Origin of the sequence: uncultured Psychrobacter sp. (assembly GCF_947500265.1) — a bacterium.
In the GTDB taxonomy this organism is placed as follows: Bacteria; Pseudomonadota; Gammaproteobacteria; order Pseudomonadales; family Moraxellaceae; genus Psychrobacter.
This window is the reverse complement of sequence record NZ_CANMRN010000004.1, coordinates 79,851-98,399: the sequence shown is the minus strand read 5'-3', so window position 1 is coordinate 98,399 and position 18,549 is coordinate 79,851. Positions and strand designations below refer to the sequence as shown.

Annotated in this window: 18 protein-coding genes; 9 read left to right on the top strand and 9 right to left on the bottom strand. The window is 43.0% G+C overall.

Going from position 1 to position 18,549, the window contains the following annotated elements:
* Window positions 1–88 precede the first annotated feature (88 nt).
* Window positions 89–970: a PHP domain-containing protein gene (locus tag Q0788_RS07480; protein ID WP_298809210.1), complete on the bottom strand. Its 882-nt coding sequence runs from the start codon at window positions 968–970 to the stop codon at window positions 89–91.
* Between the two features lie 291 nt (window positions 971–1,261).
* Here Q0788_RS07480 and ispZ point away from each other — a divergent pair, with 291 nt between their 5' ends.
* From ispZ to Q0788_RS07450, 6 genes are all read left to right on the top strand, one after another.
* On the top strand, window positions 1,262–1,813 hold the full coding sequence (gene ispZ, locus Q0788_RS07475) for a septation protein IspZ (RefSeq protein ID WP_101205812.1): 552 nt from the start codon (window positions 1,262–1,264) through the stop codon (window positions 1,811–1,813).
* Window positions 1,814–1,917: 104 nt separating this feature from the next.
* Window positions 1,918–2,244 carry a YciI family protein gene (locus Q0788_RS07470; RefSeq protein ID WP_102092803.1) on the top strand — a complete coding sequence of 109 codons (327 nt, stop codon included), beginning with the start codon at window positions 1,918–1,920 and terminating at the stop codon, window positions 2,242–2,244.
* Between the two features lie 56 nt (window positions 2,245–2,300).
* Window positions 2,301–2,690: a hypothetical protein gene (locus Q0788_RS07465; RefSeq protein WP_298809205.1), complete on the top strand. Its 390-nt coding sequence runs from the start codon at window positions 2,301–2,303 to the stop codon at window positions 2,688–2,690.
* A gap of 124 nt (window positions 2,691–2,814) precedes the next feature.
* Window positions 2,815–4,881 (top strand): tRNA (5-methylaminomethyl-2-thiouridine)(34)-methyltransferase MnmD, encoded by a 2,067-nt coding sequence (gene mnmD, locus Q0788_RS07460; protein WP_298809203.1) that lies wholly within the window; start codon window positions 2,815–2,817, stop codon window positions 4,879–4,881.
* Between the two features lie 101 nt (window positions 4,882–4,982).
* Complete coding sequence (locus Q0788_RS07455; RefSeq protein ID WP_298809201.1) at window positions 4,983–5,417, top strand: secondary thiamine-phosphate synthase enzyme YjbQ; 435 nt, start codon at window positions 4,983–4,985, stop codon at window positions 5,415–5,417.
* 82 nt (window positions 5,418–5,499) lie between these two features.
* Window positions 5,500–6,138 carry a hypothetical protein gene (locus Q0788_RS07450; RefSeq protein WP_298809200.1) on the top strand — a complete coding sequence of 213 codons (639 nt, stop codon included), beginning with the start codon at window positions 5,500–5,502 and terminating at the stop codon, window positions 6,136–6,138.
* A 150-nt stretch (window positions 6,139–6,288) separates the two neighbouring features.
* Here the strand turns inward: Q0788_RS07450 and Q0788_RS07445 are convergent, their stop codons facing one another.
* From Q0788_RS07445 to ffh, 6 genes are all read right to left on the bottom strand, one after another.
* On the bottom strand, window positions 6,289–6,966 hold the full coding sequence (locus Q0788_RS07445; RefSeq protein ID WP_298809199.1) for a DUF4112 domain-containing protein: 678 nt from the start codon (window positions 6,964–6,966) through the stop codon (window positions 6,289–6,291).
* Window positions 6,959–7,876 (bottom strand): 4-hydroxybenzoate octaprenyltransferase, encoded by a 918-nt coding sequence (gene ubiA, locus Q0788_RS07440; protein WP_298809197.1) that lies wholly within the window; start codon window positions 7,874–7,876, stop codon window positions 6,959–6,961. Before ubiA ends, Q0788_RS07445 begins: the two co-directional genes overlap by 8 nt.
* 465 nt (window positions 7,877–8,341) lie before the next feature.
* Window positions 8,342–9,241: a class I SAM-dependent methyltransferase gene (locus tag Q0788_RS07435; RefSeq protein WP_298809195.1), complete on the bottom strand. Its 900-nt coding sequence runs from the start codon at window positions 9,239–9,241 to the stop codon at window positions 8,342–8,344.
* 82 nt (window positions 9,242–9,323) lie between these two features.
* Complete coding sequence (locus Q0788_RS07430) at window positions 9,324–10,166, bottom strand: undecaprenyl-diphosphate phosphatase (protein ID WP_298809193.1); 843 nt, start codon at window positions 10,164–10,166, stop codon at window positions 9,324–9,326.
* A gap of 209 nt (window positions 10,167–10,375) precedes the next feature.
* Window positions 10,376–11,077 (bottom strand): tRNA (adenosine(37)-N6)-threonylcarbamoyltransferase complex dimerization subunit type 1 TsaB, encoded by a 702-nt coding sequence (gene tsaB, locus Q0788_RS07425; RefSeq protein ID WP_298809589.1) that lies wholly within the window; start codon window positions 11,075–11,077, stop codon window positions 10,376–10,378.
* Between the two features lie 269 nt (window positions 11,078–11,346).
* Window positions 11,347–12,894, bottom strand: a complete 1,548-nt coding sequence (gene ffh / locus Q0788_RS07420) for a signal recognition particle protein (protein ID WP_298809192.1) — start codon at window positions 12,892–12,894, stop codon at window positions 11,347–11,349.
* Window positions 12,895–13,319: 425 nt separating this feature from the next.
* Here ffh and Q0788_RS07415 point away from each other — a divergent pair, with 425 nt between their 5' ends.
* Window positions 13,320–14,111: an inner membrane protein YpjD gene (locus Q0788_RS07415; RefSeq protein WP_298809191.1), complete on the top strand. Its 792-nt coding sequence runs from the start codon at window positions 13,320–13,322 to the stop codon at window positions 14,109–14,111.
* 85 nt (window positions 14,112–14,196) lie between these two features.
* Here the strand turns inward: Q0788_RS07415 and purU are convergent, their stop codons facing one another.
* A complete protein-coding gene (purU, locus tag Q0788_RS07410) occupies window positions 14,197–15,117 on the bottom strand; it encodes a formyltetrahydrofolate deformylase (RefSeq protein ID WP_082624635.1) in 921 nt (306 codons plus the stop codon).
* Between the two features lie 182 nt (window positions 15,118–15,299).
* Window positions 15,300–17,426: an Ig-like domain-containing protein gene (locus Q0788_RS07405; protein WP_298809188.1), complete on the bottom strand. Its 2,127-nt coding sequence runs from the start codon at window positions 17,424–17,426 to the stop codon at window positions 15,300–15,302.
* A 484-nt stretch (window positions 17,427–17,910) separates the two neighbouring features.
* Between Q0788_RS07405 and rpmB the strand changes: the two genes are divergently transcribed.
* Complete coding sequence (gene rpmB / locus Q0788_RS07400) at window positions 17,911–18,147, top strand: 50S ribosomal protein L28 (protein ID WP_057761372.1); 237 nt, start codon at window positions 17,911–17,913, stop codon at window positions 18,145–18,147.
* Window positions 18,148–18,275: 128 nt separating this feature from the next.
* Window positions 18,276–18,431, top strand: a complete 156-nt coding sequence (rpmG, locus tag Q0788_RS07395; protein WP_010201403.1) for a 50S ribosomal protein L33 — start codon at window positions 18,276–18,278, stop codon at window positions 18,429–18,431.
* Window positions 18,432–18,549 lie beyond the last annotated feature (118 nt).

The window sequence follows — 18,549 nt, the reverse complement described above, 5'->3', positions numbered from 1 at the left end:
TTAGCCTTATTCATCATGATAAATCAAGCCCTATCACTATTGGAGGTAACCTTATTAGAAGTAACTGTAACAAGGTAAATCTCACTCACTAAGCAAGCGTTGCAAAAGACTCCCAAACCCCTTGCTGATCATCATTCAAAATAGGGACATCGCCCAAACGTCGCCAAGGCATGTTACTACCGTGAAAATCACTACCAATAGAAGCCGCAAGACCATGCTCAGCAATGCTACGGTCGACCATTCTGCGGGTACTAATTGGCTCACTAGTGGCTGGTAGTTCACAAGCATCGCCGCCAAGCTGCGCAAACTCTTCGATCAGTTTACGCACGCGTGTCGCTGATAGTTGATATCGCGTAGGATGTGCGAGCACCGCTTTGCCGCCGCAAGCGTGAATCAGCTCGATACCATGCTGCATCGTCAACGCCTCGATTGCTACATAGGCAGGCTTATTATCTGCTAGGTACTTATCAAAGGCTTTTTGAACGGTTTTGACTTCACCGCGCTCAAACAATACCTGTCCAATATGGGCGCGCCCGACTGCTTGAGGGTTACCGCCTGCTTTATCGAGCACTGCTTGCCATAGCTCATCATAATTAATATCTAATAGCTCACTCAATTTTTCAGCGATACGTTGACCACGAGTGGCTCGACTGTCTTGCAGTTGCTGCAACGTTGCGTGCATTTTTTCGCGATCAGTAAAGTCCAGTCCAAGTACATGAATAATTTTATTAGTGGATTTATTCTTTCCGTAACCACCGCTTAATGTATGTTCACAGCTGATTTCAACGCCATTAATAATCTGCATATCGCAGGCACTGGCAGCGACCCTTGCCTCGTCAATCCCTGCCAGCGTGTCATGGTCAGTCAATGCCAATACGTTGATGCCCGCTGCATGGGCACGCTGTATGACCTCGGTCGGTGCGTAGGTACCATCTGAACAAGTACTATGGCAATGTAAGTCGATTTTCATAAGCTGAGCCTTAAAGTGTTAAATAAAATAAGAGTAGAATAAAAGCTAGTGAGCAGACAGTCATTGTTACGATTATGTGCGTTGTAGTTTGTCTTGATGATTCTGTAGATTTAGCAGTTATCGGTGCTGTATTTGTGTTTATATTTGGCCAGTGACATGGTCATCAGCCGCAATAAGAAAGTATTACTCTGTAGGTTGCGTATATCGCATGATTATCGTGTTGATTGCTTTTTTTTGGTGCGGTAGACGTGTAAACTACCCCATACGTTTTTGTTGGACATACCCTTTGCTATGAAAGCATTATTAGACTTTATTCCCTTAATTGCCTTTTTTATCGCGGCGCGTTATAACGGTATTTTAGCAGCGGCAGGGGCTTTGCTCGTCGCCACTATTATCGTTTACGCCATTCATTTTATTCGTCAAAAAGGTAAGTTTGATAAGCAGCAATGGGTTGTCTTATTATTAACGATTTTATTCTGCGGCGGCACATTACTGCTGCGTGATGATATTTATCTGCGTTGGAAGTCGCCCATTATCAATGGTATTTTTGCATTGACGCTATTCGTCAGTGCCGCTATTAATAAGCCATTGATGCAGCTTGCTATGAAAGAGGTATTCACCCTGACGCTTAGCGGCTGGAAAAAGCTGACCGTTGCTTGGGCATTGTTTTTTGCCCTAATGGCTGTACTACATTATATCACAGCGTTCACAATGTCAGATGAAGCATGGATCAACTTTAAGACCTATGGCTGGATTCCAATTATGCTGGTGTTTGTTGTGGCTCAATTTGCCGTGTTGAAAAAGCATCTCAACCCTGCCCTAACAGACAAAGCCACTAAATAGTTTCTGTTGCCTTGTCATAGCAGCAATCACTTTGTCGCTATGACGTTTATACTAAGCCCACATAAGCTCATCATTACTTTTTTATTATTCACTAAGGAAGTCTCATGTCTTTATTTGCCATCATTGGTCATGACGTGGCTAATAGCAGTGCACAACGTCTGATTACTCGTACTGAACATATTGAACGCCTAAAAGCACTGCATCAGCAAGGCCGTCTTGTTATCGCAGGTCCAACGCCTATCGAGCATGGCAAGAGCGATATGTCAGGCAGCTTAATCATTGCGGATTTTGATTCTATCGAAGCGGCTCAGGCTTGGGCAAACGATGAGCCTTACTTACGTGATGGCGTGTATAGTCATGTCGATATCAAACCATTTGTGCAAGCATTGCCAGCACCAACTGACAGTAACAATCAAGTAGCTGCATCGTGATCCAGAGAGTCTCTTTTTCACCTACCTGCTTCTACAAAAGTGCCCTGACTGGTCTCATGTTAGCGACAGCTGTTTCGGCGCAGGCTGCACCTGCTGCGCTCGTAACACCTGCTGTCGAGGCAACCGATCCGACAGCAATGATGCCATTGACTGGGCCAGTAGCGGCGCGTGCTTTGCCAACGAAAAACTCAGCGCTAGATATTAATGATACCTTGGCGGCACAGTTGCAACCATCTACTAAAGCATTGTCAGCTGCCAATCAAGAATTGCTCAGCCGTAATGCACAACTGCAGCGCCAAGTAAACGATTTACAGACTCAAGTAAATGTCTTGGTTTACGAAAGTAAAGGACAGTTGTTTCTATATGGTGCGTTTACCGTTTTGATCAGTCTATTAGTCGGTATTTTTGTCTCTTGGTTGGTATTTGTCCGTCGTGAGCGCTGGTAGCATATGCTGTGCTCGCACTGACTTGCATTACTCTACTTCGCTGCGTCTAACCAAATGTCGATATCATTGATCCGTCACTACTCATCGTTTAGCTACCGTTTCTGATATTTCTAAGAAGTGCCTCATGTCTACCGCTAATCATCAAAACCCTGAACACTTAAACGTTATCACGCCTGCCAAGATTGACTGGCAAACGGATGATACTGGCTATATGGTGCCAGTATCAGGTGAGTTTGGAGATGTGTATTTTTCTCATGCGGATGGTTTGGCAGAGACGCGTCACGTGTTTCTAGAGCACAATCAGTTATCAGAACGTTTAGCACACCTTGCACCAAAGCAATGCTTTACGATTGCTGAGCTAGGCTTTGGAACTGGGCTTAATCTACTAGCAACGTGGCAATTGTGGCGCCAACTGCGTGAAACCAACCCGCAATTAGCAACGGCTCGTCTGCACTTTATCACTACTGAAAAGTTCCCTATACCGCTAGCAGATCTGACGCAGATACTTGCGTTATGGGGTGAGCGTGCGCCTGAGCTAATGGCATTTATTAAGCCACTTTTGGCTGCATATCCGCCCCTGATTTCAGGCTGTCATCGTTTAAGTTTTTCTTATGATAACTTAACCGTCGATATGTGGTTTGGTGATGCAGCAGAAAGTCTAAGCAAACTGGTATTAGACCATTCTAACCAGTATACGCCTTGTATTGATGCTTGGTTTTTAGATGGTTTTGCGCCCTCTTGCAACAGTACGTTGTGGGCTGACAGTATCTTTGCACAAATGCAGCGCCTATCACGCCCTCATACGACTGCCGCTACTTATAGCTGTGCAGGTATCGTCAAGCGTGGACTAAGAGAGCATGGCTTTCAAATTAAAAAAGTCAGAGGTTTTGGTCGAAAGCGAGAAATGCTAACGGCCATCATGATTGATACGGACAGTAGTGACATTACTAGCGATAATAAAAGTTGTGATAATAAAAGCCACGAGGCGAAGCAGCAAACGACTTATAGCACATTCGATCACACTGTCGTCATTGGTGCAGGTGTCTCAGGGTTGCTCACAGCTTGGTCGCTTGCCAATCGTAGTATTACCGTCACCTTATTAGATAAATCAGCGCCCTTAGCAGGTGCATCAGGCAATCCTAGAGCGTTACTTGCGCCCAAAATGACGCCACTTCACCATGTTGACGAGCATCTGCATACCATAGGCTATCTCCATAGCAGCAGGCTATATCGATACCTTAATCAAACAGCCGTACAGCTTCATACAGCACCGGTACTTGAACTGACTGGCGCCCTTGATTTACTCATAAAAGCCAATATCGGTACAGAACAAATTGCCGACTATCCTGATGAGATGGCGACCACCCTATCGCACGAGCAAGCACAGATTACTAGTGGTCTAAAAGAGCAGAACTTATCAGATAATTTATACTTACCTCAGTCTGGTCTGGTCAACCCACAAGCATTAAAAGACATCATACTGACCCATCCGCTCATTCATTTTCAGCAGTTAGCCGTAAATGATATTAGCGAGACAGAAAGTCATGTTTGTGTTGAAGGGTATGATCAAAATCAAGAAGTAGTATCCATAACTGCTGATAATGTGGTGGTTTGTGCGGCATATGAGAGCCATCAATTGGATCAGCGTATTTTTGACTGTCGAAAAATTCGTGGGCAGCTTTCATGGTTTACGCCGACAGCCGAACAACTCGCAAGCTTACCTAAAATACCACTCAAATATAGTGGTTACTGTACGCCATTCACTGCCCAAGTATATGACGGACAATTAAACGATGTTACAGAGTGCAGTCCTCAGTTTCTACTAGGGGCGAGTTTTATACGTAATGATACGGACACGGGTATCCGTGAGGAAGAGCATCAGATTAGCCGAGACAAGCTCATCAATGCTATTCCTGAGATGGCATCTGTCATTCCGGCAGATACGAGCCTATGGCAGGGACGAGCTGGCATTCGCACCCAAACGCCTGATTACCATTCTATCGTTGGACAATTGGCAAACAGTCAGCGGATATGGACAATGAGTGCGATGGGCGCAAAGGGTTATGCATTGGCACCTATTTGTGCTGAAGCATTAGCAGATATGATGCTAGGGTCATTTACACCACTGTCAGAGGCAATGCTCGCACGCCTATCACCCAATCGTACACGTTTACAGACGCCGCTTGTTTAAGAATAAATGGCTCTTGTGTAAATAACAACAACGCTCTCTACGGTTTATTCTGTCTTATGATATCTTAATTTGATGTCGACTCTAATAATGAGATATACCCCATGAGCTATCACCAAACAACCCTTACTCTACCCGCCTATGCACGCGGCATTCATATCATCACTCCGAGGATTGAAGAAGCTATTTCTCAGCTGTTACCTCACTCGGCCAAGGTAGGGTTGGTTCATCTGTTTTTGCTGCATACGTCAGCCAGTCTTGCGATCAATGAAAATGCTGATCCAGATGTCAGACTAGATACAGAGGAATGGCTCAATAAAATCGCACCAGAAAATCAGCCAGAGTATCGCCATACTTTAGAAGGCTCAGACGACTTGCCCGCGCATCTTAAAAGCATGATTCTTGGAGTAAGCTTGACTATACCGCTTGTCAATGGTGAGTTAGGACTGGGTACGTGGCAAAGGGTTTATTTATGTGAGCATAGAAACCTGCCAGAATATGGCGGACAGCGTAAGCTGGTGATTACGGTAAATACGTAATAATATACTGTCAATAAATAGCAGGTTGACCCTTGCAAATTACCATATATACGTAGAGCACCATTAACGGATAAAGCTGATTATGAATACTTCTCTCTCAAAAACACTAAACTTACGAAAATCTAAACTGCTTTATCGTACCGCTCCTGCTATTTTCTTCAGTCTGTTGCTACTGACTGCTTGTCAAAAAGATCCAGAACCTGAAGCAACTGATACAACTACAGCTGAGACCTCAACGCAAACCACGCCAGTAACGACTAATATCAATGTTGATGAAGCGGAAGATAGCAATGTAGATGACGCTAAAAATGTAGCACAGACTGATTCAGAACGTGATATGAGCTTAACAGAGTTAGATAAAGACCTTAGTGATACTACGTCTACGGCAAATGCTAGCGCTGAAAAACCTAATCCAGAACAAGCTATCAAAGGCGCACAAATCACTGATGTCCGTTATAAGAGTGCAGCAGGTGAGAATTTGTCCGTAGTCTTTGAGACGTCGGCAGCTGGTATGCTGAACGCGATCATTACTCGTCCCAATCAACCAAAAATGACATTAAGTGCACCCGAAGGCCAAGGCAATAATCCTACCTATCAATCAGCTGACGGCAGTATCCAACTCGTAAGCCACGCTGGTGGTGGCACGATCGACCTTATCCGAAACAATAAAGTTACTAGCTTTGATGCCGTCAGTGCTGAAGCAGAAGTCATCACTGAATAAAACCTAATTCGCTTTCTGTCTCAACACTCTATTTAAAACCATAAAAAAGGCGGCAAACGTTATTATCGTTGCCGCTTTTTTCGTTTCTATGTATTACTCTCCGCTGACTTGTCTCTACTAAGCTTTCTAATGAGTGATGAGTGATTGCATTTAACCAAACCCAGTCGATTGCCCAAACATCCCAACCAACCAACTTATCACTGTCCACAGCCCCCAACCGACAAACACAATGACTAGCAGTCCAAGAAAATCAGGGATATGCAAATATAACCAAGCAACGATTGGATTGCGCCAAAAAAACCCAAAGCGGCTTTGCTGCTGCTTGTCTTCTAGTGACTGGTGCAAAAACGGTCGATCCATATGCATGGTTTCGGTAATACCATACTCATGATGTAGATGCTCATGCACGATACCCAGTGTCTTACGGCTAGGGCGAATGAAAATATCTAATAGCGTACCAATGCCAGGTACGATACCAACGACCATATCAATAAGTGCCAATCTAACCGCTGGCGTCATTTTATGAGCGGGCACACCTAACTGACGCCCTAATATAAATGCATAACTGGTCAATGCCAATCCTGCCAAATCTCCTGCTAGTGGAATGGTCGAAAGCGCCGCATCCGCACCCATTCCTTGGTTGGTAAAAGGCACTCGTACTAGCGAATCCATGGTATTGGCAAATTTTGCCAGTTTACGCTCAGTTGCGATAACTTGCTCACGAGTCAGACCATGTTTGGCAAGTTTAGCTTGATAGTCTACGCCTGAGCCATTTGTATCAGACGATTTCTTTGATTTGAATCTCGACAATTGATCGAACTTATCCATTTAGCGTCGTCCATATGCAAGTGATTGCGATGAGCGCAAAGACATAGCGCCCTACCCAGATATTGGCCAAGAACGCCTGAAAGCAAGCCAAAGGGTTGCGACTGGCACAAGCACTGTTTTGTTTGGCAAACATCATCGCAACTAGTGCCAATCCAAATACTGGGGTTACGCCTAATGTGGTCGGAGCAAAGTAATGCCACATAACCACGCCCATCATTAGCAAAAAGAGCATCTGTAATATTGAGATGATAATCACATCATAACGACCGAATAGTATCGCCGTTGATTTCACACCAATCTTTAAATCATCTTCACGATCAGCCATGGCGTACTGGGTATCATAGGCTACGGTCCAACACATATAGGCTAAAAATAGCAGCCAACACCAAACATCGGGAGCACCTTGCACCGCCACATAGGACATCGGTATCGCCCATCCAAAAGCAGCTGCTAAAAATACTTGCGGCAGGTGCGTATAGCGTTTCATAAATGGATAAATAAACGCCAATACAACAGCACCAAGCGACCAATAGAATACGGCTATAGGCAAGAAGAATAGCAGACTGGCGCTTAACAGCACCAGTACCAAAAATGCAAAAACAGCTTCTTTACCAGATAAGCGTCCATCTGCTAACGGTCGTCCTTTAGTACGAGTCACATGACCATCTACTTTTCGATCGGCAAAGTCGTTAATCGCACAACCAGCCGCTCGCATAAATATTGCACCAAGGGCAAATATCGCGAACACCTTGATACTTGGCAACGCTGCCGTTATTCCTTGCTGCTGCGCTTGACCCATTGCAGCGAGTAGTACGCCCCAAAGCGTTGGCCATAAGAGCAGCTCAATGCCGACTGGCTTATCAAAACGGGTTAGCTGGATGTAGGCTTGTAGCTTGTCTTTAAATGTCATGGCTTTTTATTATCATTAATTGGATACTTTTTTATGTGCGCTTATATATTTCGCTCAGAACAACTAAATTAATTTTTGAAGGGGCTAGTTACTGAGTTTTAATAGACTAACTACTAAGTTTAATGGTCTGGCTACTGAATTTGTTGCCATAATTTATTTGCTTCGGTCAGTGATAGCTCAGGATATTGCTTGCGTAATGCTTTCAGCGCTAGGACTTTGTCTTTCTATTTAGCTTGCTGACGTAAAAATGCCAGCTGCTCTTGTGGATTGCTCAGCTCTTTTCACCGTGCCTCAAGCCGAAGAATGCGAGTACGCAGCATGATATTAATCAATAATAGAATTGCACCCATAACCCAAATGATTAGCGCTGACATTCCTTGCTCCTAAATCCATTAACTTTGAACATATAAGCTGATAACTTGCGTACATTTATACTCGTACATTCGTTATCGCAAACAGCAGCTGTCAGACAAAATACCCATCAAAGCGTACGGCTTCATTATGCCAGCTTTCACTAGCTGGCTCACCAGCAAGCAGCGGTGCATACTGTGGACGCTTTACGACCACGCGACCTTGACCTTGCGTACTTTGTTTGACAACGGTCTGTGCACTACTTAGTAGTTGACGCTCTTCATCTAACGTTGGTGGACGAGCCAGTTGATGCAGTGCTTGCATATGCTTACCGACTTTTGCCCCTTTGCCTGTTTTGCTATCCTGATAGCTATCCTCTGGGAACATCGGATCCAAATAGACGACATCGATTGTGGTAGCATTATCTATTACATTGCTTGCTTCTAGATTCGCAAAATAACTGAGTGCATCAGTGTTAATAATCTGTAGACGGCTCATGAGCTTTTGCCAATTGGGTAGCGCACTCATACGCTGCTGCTCTACAAGTAACAGCAATGCCATCAACGGCTGCTGCTCAAGCATAGTGACTTGGGCACCAGTACTGGCCAATATCAAACTATCATGCCCAAAGCCAGCGGTTGCATCAATAACTTGACTATCTGATGTGATTTTGGCGGCTTGTAATAGCAACTCAGACTTACGGCCAGCACTCACTACACGGCGCTGCAACTTGTCCCACTCAGGTGCCACACTGAGCCCATCACTTAGCCATGATAACTTATCTTTATCATCTAATAATAGAATGGGCTGAGTAGATGCTTGGCTCAGTTGCTGACGGCGCTTTTGAGTTAATTTCTCTGTAGCGACCTCTATATCTAAGATAATTGGTAATGGATGCTCAGCTATCAATGACTGTAGGCTCTCAACCTGTGCTTGCTGGCTGTCATTGACGTAGAATAACTGACAATGTACAACAGCACCTGTCTCGTCATACGTTTGGGGCACATCGGTCATAACCATCATCCTATTTGCTGCTTATTTTCACTATAAATTACTGGCGTGTTAAATCATTGGCATTATAAACTACCGTCTAAATCTAGCCAGCCATTTGATAACCAAAGCCCCAAGCGGCGACCAACACGATAACACCCGTGATAATGCGCAACCAAGCAAAAATAGTAAAGTCGCGGCGACTTACCCATGCCACAAGTAAGCGGATACAAAGTAGCGCTACTACAAATGATACGATGGTTCCGAGACCTAGCACCAGCCAGTCTTCACTGTTGGTCAGTACGTCACCATGTTTGAGTAGATCCAACAGTGCTGCCCCTACAATGACAGGAATACCCAAAAAGAAAGAAAACTCAGCAGAAGCCTTACGGGAGACACCTAACCACAGCGCACCGATAATAGTGGCACCTGAGCGTGACGTCCCGGGTATAAGAGCTAAACATTGAAACAGACCAATCATCAACGCAGTTTTTATACTGACATCTTCCGCTTCTTCTGCAATGACCGTTTTAGGACGCTTTTCCACGTAAAATATCAGCAGACCACCGATGATGAGCATAATGGCAACGACGATAGGATTAAACAAATAAGCTTTGATTTCATCGGCAAAGGTAAAACCAACAATCATCACAGGGATAGTAGAGACAATCAGACTCAGTCCCAGCTGTCTAGGATTGGTCATTCCTTCTGCTTTGCCAGTCAGCAAACCCATCAACGCTTGCCACAATCTACCCCAATAGTCATAAATCACTGCCAAAATAGCGCCAAGCTGTACCACCACGACAAATAAATCAACTTTTTCTTTAGTCCAGAAACCCATCACATCTGCTGATAAAATCAAATATCCCGTACTAGAGATGGGTAAAAACTCAGTGATACCTTCAACGATACCCATGATGACAGCTTGAACGAATAAAACTATATCCACAGTGACTTTCCTAGAAACAGACTGGCCTAAAAAACTGGCCTAAAAACAGACCGATTGGCTGTCCTATATTAACGTTGATTTTATATTGGTATACGCTTGCTAAACACTAAAAAGCTGGCTGCTATCAATTGAGTTAAACTGGTTATGGTTAAAGTATTTATCATAACCAGTGACAGCAAGCGACGCTGCAAAAAGCATATTTTATAAAGCTATGCTTTACCTTGCTCTTTAAGTGTTTTCCAAGCTTGGTTGCGTAGATATTTTGGCAATGCCTGCGATGCTTCCGTACCACCATCATTTGCAAACTGAGCAATACCAAGCTGCCCAATGACAACAGCATCTGGCCAAACATCTTCATGGCAGTCTTGCTGATCATGTCGTGCCAACAGCGTTGCGCCATTACCCACGATAGGTAGGCTAAGTGCGGTTTGGCGATCATAATCCAATAGCTGCTCAGTGCTATCGCTATCATTAGCCAAGACTGGCTGCATAATGCTATGACCTAATTTGTCATCAGTTACCAACTCATACTGTCCAAAGTAAACTTGCTGCATACGAGCATCAAGGGCGCTGTATAGGTGTGTCAGCCCATACTTCTGATACGCGCATTGTGCGATTGCTTGCAGGCTTGAGACGCCAACACAAGGCAAGTCATGCGCTACAGACAGAGCCTGTACCACTGCCGTATTGATACGGATACCACTAAATGCACCCGGCCCACGGTTGAATATTAAAGCCTGTATATCAGCAAGACGTAACTGCGCCTCAGACAATGCAGCATCAATCATCGGTAAAATCTGTTGAGTCTGCTGACGCTTACCTGTTTCGGTATGGCTCGACAGTACCTGTCCGCTCGAATCTAAAATCGCGATCGAACACTGGTCGAACACGGTATCCATTGCTAAAAACATCACAACCTCGGCTTTTACTTTTGGCGTTCTAAATTGATTTGTCAGATTTTAATAATTTTTAATAACGATCTATCATTCATTCACTATAAGAATACTGACAGAATGAAGCAGCGCCTATCATAGCATTTAGGGTACACGAATTTTATTAATTTCTATATTTTTCACACTTTATCCATCAGTGTTTATCTGCAACTGCTAACGATAAAAGCCCCAAAGCTTCATTTGCTTCGGGGCTTTTATCAAACGTCTTAAAAATAACTAATTGTTATTTAAAAGCGGGTTTTGAACTTCTTTGGTGCTTGGTTTTGCATTTCTTGCATTTGCTTTTGCATCTCTTCGGTGCTCGGCATGTTGTTTGGATCCAGTCCCATCTGCTTGGCCATTTGTTCTGGATTCACGTCTTTAGCCCCACCTTGCTGACCGCCACCGCCAAACAATGGACCGCCGCCACCTGCTCCACCGCCGCCACCCATGAGCCCTTGCATAGACTTCATCATTTTACTGATGCCTTCAGGCTTTGAAATCATTTTCATCATTTTTGCCATTTGCTTATGTTGCTTGAGCAAGCGGTTAACATCTTGAATCTCACGACCTGAACCTGCAGCGATACGGCGCTTACGACTTGGATTAATCTTGTCAGGGTTTTTACGCTCAAATGGTGTCATTGAATTGATCAATGCTTCCATCTCACGTACTTTTTCTTCTGGCTTGGCGTCTTCGACGGCTTTTTGCATATCTGAGCCGCCCATACCAGGCATTTTGTCTAAAAAGCCTGCCATACCGCCCATGCTCTTCATCTGCTGGAACTGAGTCAATAGATCCTCAAGGTCAAAATCACCGCCCTTTTGCATCTTTTTCGCCATTTTTTCGGCTTTATCACGGTCAATCTTTTGCTCAACTTCTTCGACCAAACTCAGTACGTCACCCATACCAAGGATACGCTGCGCGATACGCTCAGGGTGGAACAGCTCTAGCTCGTCTAGTTTTTCACCGCGACCCAAGAATTTGATTGGCTTACCGGTGATAGCGCGTACAGAAAGCGCCGCACCGCCGCGAGCATCACCATCAGTCTTAGTTAAGATAACACCCGTCAACGGCAACGCATCATTAAAGGCTTTTGCGGTATTGGCGGCATCTTGACCAGTCATTGCATCGACGACAAATAGCGTCTCAGATGGGTTAACCGCAGCAGTTAGCGCCTTAATCTCATCCATCATGGTATCGTCGATATGTAGACGACCCGCGGTATCAATAATCAAAATATCTTGATATTGGATTTTGGCTTCTTCAATCGCACGCTTTGCGATATCAATTGGATTCTCATCTGTGCTTGAGTTCACAAACTTAGCATTCACTTGACCGGCTACTTGCTCAAGCTGCTTGATAGCGGCTGGACGATAAACGTCGGCAGAGACTAGCATGACTTTTTTCTTTTGACGCTCTTGTAGATATTTGGCCAACTTACCAGCTGTAGTCGTTTTACCCGCACCTTGCAAACCCGCTAGCAAATAGACAACAGGCGGTTTACCTGTCATCTCTAACTGCTGATTGGCGCTGCCCATCATTTCAGTCAGCTCGTCGTGTACGATTTTGACAAAGGCTTGACCTGGCGCTAACTCTTTTAGCACTTCAGCACCAAGCGCTTGTTCTTTGACGCGTTTTACAAAATCACGAGTGACAGGTAATGCTACATCAGCTTCTAACAACGCCATACGCACTTCACGTAGCGTGTCTTTGATATTGTCTTCGGTCAACTGTCCGGTACCGACGATGTTACGTAGGCTCGACGATAAGCGTTCTGTTAAGGTATCAAACATAAATAACTCTCAATTAAAATGGTTTTCAATTAAATAATACGCAATTAAAATAACTCTAAATCAAACCATTAAAATGGTTCGTAAATAATATTAGGATACGCTATAAGATATTAGGATATTGCATGACAAGGGACATGATAAAAGAATTATATTATCAATACTATAGCATTAACATGGCTCAAAACTTATAGTCGTTTCGCAAAGGACACAGCGCTTATAATTGTAGTCAACTTTTTATAGATGACATACTCTATGTTTTGCGCTATGCAGCACTGCCGATCATTTATAAGTTATAAGCAAGATGGTGCTCAATTGGCACCCATTTTATGATAAATTGGACGATTATTCTAATCATTCTGATAATACCACTTTAGCGACACATTGAGCGGCAGTTTATGCTCAGTATAAGATGAGGCTTTTTATCTGTGCACTTTGCATTCTTACTTGCTAGCATGGCTTATATCTTAGTCAGCATCCACATTGGTTGGGCGTTGGTTCAGGACAAACCTATCCACAAAAGCCTCAATTTGGGCTTACTGCTGGTCGGCATGGCTGCACATGCAGCACTACTATATCCATACGTTGTGACGCTGTATGGTTTAAATTTCAACTTATTTAATATAATCAGTCTAACCAGTTTATTTTTCTTATTCTTTTACCTGTTGTTCTGTTTATACCGCCCTATTCTTAGTCTTGGCATTTTGGCTGCACCCACTGCGCTAATAGGTATGACGGTCGGTTATATCGGCCGCGCCCCTTATCAACCACTAACAGATGTCAGTATCGGGCTTGAAATCCATATCATATTATCATTGGCTGCCTATTGTGTGCTGTTGATGGCGGCGGTACAAGCGCTATTTCTACGTCTACAAATACGTGAGCTCAAGCATCATACCATTCACCGATTTTGGGTCAATAAACTACCCTCCTTGCAAAGTATGGAGAGTTTATTATTCGATATGCTCTTGGTTGGCTTTGTATTGCTCAGTATCGCACTGGGAATTGGGTTTATCTATGTGCAAGACTTGATGGCGCAACATATCGTGCATAAGACTGTTTTTAGTTTGCTGTCGTGGTTATTATTTGGTGTACTACTATTCGGTAATTGGCGTGCAGGCTGGCGAGGCAAACGTGCGGCCAACATCACTATTTATGCCTTTATTCTATTAGCCATTGGCTTTGTTGGTAGCAAGTTCGTCTTAGAAATGCTCCTATAAAATATCACATCATAAAAAAGGCGGTCAGTAACTGTTGCTACTGACCGCCTTTTTTATATTTTTAGCCGACTCACTACTCATTTTTTTAGTTAAATACCACTGTCTTATTACCCGCCACAATCACACGGTTTTGCACATGCCAGTTTACAGCACGTGCTAATACGTTGCGTTCGATATCACGGCCGATAGCACGCAGCTCGGTTACCCCTTGGCGATGCGTCACACGGTGTACATCCTGCTCGATGATAGGCCCTTGATCAAGCTCAGCTGTGACATAATGCGCAGTTGCGCCGATAAGCTTAACGCCTTTATCATAAGCCTGGCGATAAGGATCTGCACCCACAAACGCCGGCAAGAATGAATGATGAATATTGATAATCTGCATCGGCCAACGTTTGACGAAATCTGATGACAATATCTGCATGTAGCGCGCCAATACTAGCAAATCGTTACCTGCCATCAACTTATGAATCTGCTCTTCTGCATCGAACTTATTGTCTTTGGTCACTGGCACATGATGAAAAGTAATGCCGAAATTTTGTACTGCTTGCTTCAAATCAGGATGGTTACTGACCACGCAAGTAATCTCGCAATCGAGCAGTCCACGCTGATGTCGCCATAATAAATCTAACAACGCATGATCAAACTTAGATACCAAAATACCGACTTTGGTCTTCGTTGCATTATTATGTAGACGCCAATCCATGTCATGGCGCTTAGCAACCGTATGCGCAAAGCTAGCCTCAAAATTCTCGATAATATCGCTTAATCCTGCCAAAGCAAACTCTAAGCGCATAAAATATTGCCCGCCTTCATGTGCCGTTGAATACTGATCGAGCGTAATGATATTAGCGCCATAACGATGAATAAATTCAGAGACTGCCTGTACGATACCTGCCTGATCTTTGCATTTGATGAGCAACGTGGCTGTATCAATAGCGCTAGGAATCTGTTTGCTCTGAGAAGCTATGGTCGATAATGAAACCGTTTTAGTGTTGTCTGACATAATTCGCCCAATATAAAAAATGATGACTTATCGCTGAAAAATTGCTGACAGCATAGTAAACCGGTTATTTTAATCTTTTTTGCAATACTTTGCTGAGCGAGTTGGTTGTTTTTAGTTATTTAACTCCATAAAACAAAAACCCCTGACATGTGGTCAAGGGTTTTTGTTCATGATATTGATAATTATTGAATTATATAGGTTAGAGTACTTGTATTATTACGCGGTGATGTCACAGATATTTTGAAGTAGTCACCAGCTTCACACTGATTCAAAGCGTACGTATTAATTGTGCCTGTATTTTCTCCAGGTGCACCTGTAGCGACTAGATCAGGGACTTTATCTGCTCCTCCAACTAAATCAATTTCACAACTACCACTGTTAGTCCCATTAGTTTTGTCTACGACTGTACCAGAAATAGTAGTGCCAGAAGGCATTGGATTTAGGTCATAAAAACCACCGCTATTGATTCGAACTCTTACTATACTGTTGCCTGCACTCACATTTTGTGAGCTTAATGCCATCCCTAAATTATCTACTAATGTAAATCGACTATCACCACTATTTGATAATAGTTGAATTGATTCATGACGCACAACGGTAGAAAGCCCAGAGTTACATGTCATCGGCTTGTTTGGAGATACAAAATCACTGATAAAGTTTCTTTCGAATGCTTCTTTCACTTCATCAATAGAAGATGGGAACTTCAACTGGATAAACTCTTTGATATTATTTTCACAAACATCTGTAGCTTTTGTTGTTAATGGATAAGTAAATTCGCCAATTTCAAAGGTGCCATTCTCATTGTCGTCGCGGAAGGTATCACCTATATTGTGAACTAAAGTATCAATTCCTTCATCCCAAGCATTGTTTTCATTCTTATCAATATATGCTTTTTCGCCTTCAGCAACGGCTAAGATAGTTGCACGGCCATCACCAGGGCGCGGATTTTGGGTTGAAAATGTCACTTCACATTCACCATCAACCGTTTCACAACTTGATGGGAATATCTTACCACCTTCAGCTGTAAAACTTACCACTGTATCATCAGGTACTTTGTTACCATTACGATCTACTAATCGTGCTGTCACTGATGTGCTATCACCATCAAAACCCCAGTCTAGTACGTTTTTACCCGTTGATAAACTCAAACCATCCTGTGTTACACGAGAGCTGTCAATGAATATACCTTTTGACAAAGCATTAATATTAGAATCACTAACTAAAGTTGCCTTGATTTCTACTGGACCTGGCGTTGTTCCAGGATATATTTGTACAGAAACTTTGCCACTTGCATCTGTTGTAAGTCGTATATCTTCTCTATTATTCAGTACACCAAACGTTAAATCAAAAGGTGCTTTTTTTAAATTCAATGTGACCGCTTGATTTGCGAGTGGCTTGTTATTCGAATAAACAGTAAACTCCACAATACCTGTTGCTGACGAACCACTATTTTTTGCACCCAGTCTAAAAGAATCCGAGGTAAAAACGATAGAGTTCGCTTCAGGCGCTTGAACAGTAAGATTAGCTGTCTGAGTGGCCGAGCTACTTGTACTAGCTGTTACACGGACAGGACCACTACACAATGTATTATCTGTCTTTATCGCTTTATAGACAAATGTGACTACACCATTCTCATCTGAGGTCGCTTGAGTAGGCAGCTGACCACAACTAGCATTTAGGTTCACTAGTATGCCACTTATAGCAACACCTTCCGTATCAGTCGCTGTTAACGATATAGATGTTTGACCGCCTGCTGAAAGCTGAGAATCGACTGCAGTTAAACCACTGAGATTCACATTTGTCGCTTGTACGGCAAATGTTAAATTATTAATCGCCGTGTTGTCATTGTTACTTACGTTAGCAGTGATGACATATGCGCCAGAAACTTCAGGAGCATTAGGCTTTAAAAATATACGAGCTTCGCCATCACTGTTCGTTAGAGTAGATCCTGATGTTGTTTGTGATAAGTCAACGCCTGGCGCATCAATTGAGAAAGCTACTTTTGCGTTAGCAAGAGGTTGACCATTACTATCAGTTACTGTTACTTCATAGTAGGCACCTTCTAACCCAATAGAAGTTATTGGATTATCATCTACATCGACTAATTGACTACTACTTATGTTCAAAGAACCTACTGGTTGTTCAGTGCCACCACCGTTATTACCACCCGTACCCGGTTGCTGCACGCCTGTATCAGGTTCTGGCGCAACCGTATCTGTGCCACCACCACCACAACCCGCCAAGGCCAACGATAATGTGAGCGCTGTTAACTGAAATAGCTTGAAAGTAGGCAATGATGTATGTGACATGTTTTGACTCCGCATAAGCAGTAATTTATCTGAGCAAATAAGCAAAAAATCATTACACAGAATCAAAAGAGATTGGTAATGATACATAGATTTACAGTAATACTGGCGTATTAACAGATTGTATTAAATATATAACAGCAACTTTACTGACTTTTGTTATAACTTACAACTAAAAATTAATCTTTACTATTAAACAATCAACAACATAGAGCGCTCATTTCAGGGTATAATAGCCCTCCTTTAATTCGACAGTTATTGTAAAAATATTTGAGTATTCATCTGTTTTATGGTATAAATGTCGGCTTTAAAATTTTCTGAATTGGTCAGCCTGTTATTTGCCTTTAGATAGCAGCAAAACCAGCTCAACCTTCATATAGTTTTGTTTGGTGCAAAGCTGCCGCTTGCTGTGTCCATGCCGCAAAAACGTGCAACTTGCCCAGACTGGTATGAGAAAAACTCATACCTCATAGATTAGGAGTTCGCCATGTCTCGAGTTTGCCAAGTGACTGGAAAGCGCCCTATGGTGGGTAATAATGTTTCGCATGCAAACAACAAAACCCGTCGTCGCTTTCTACCAAACCTTCACAACCATCGTTTTTGGGTAGAGTCTGAAAACCGCTTTGTACGTCTACGTGTGTCTACCAAAGGTATGCGCATTATTGACAAACTTGGTATCGATAAAGTGTTAGCGGATCTACGCGCACAAGGTCAAAAAGTTTAAGTTAAAAATAGCAGCTGGATGATGACTCTCATCATTTAGGCTGCTGTTTTGCTACATTAATTGTGGCAACTCACTCTTTGAGACACGTACCTATCGTTTGAAGACCCCTCATTTACAGGAAAGCTATCATGAGAGATAAAATTAAATTAGTATCAACAGCTGGTACTGGGTATTACTACACCACTACTAAAAACAAGCGCACTATGCCTGGCAAAATGGAAATCAAAAAGTTTGATCCAAAAGTACGCCAGCATGTGATCTTTAAAGAAGCTAAAATCAAATAACTGCCATCATTTGTAGAAGGCATTTTTATAAATACTTTCTATAAAGAAGTTATTTGAACAAAAAAAGGGTTTATCAGTTGATAAACCCTTTTTTTTATTGCTGTAGCTTCATGTTGCT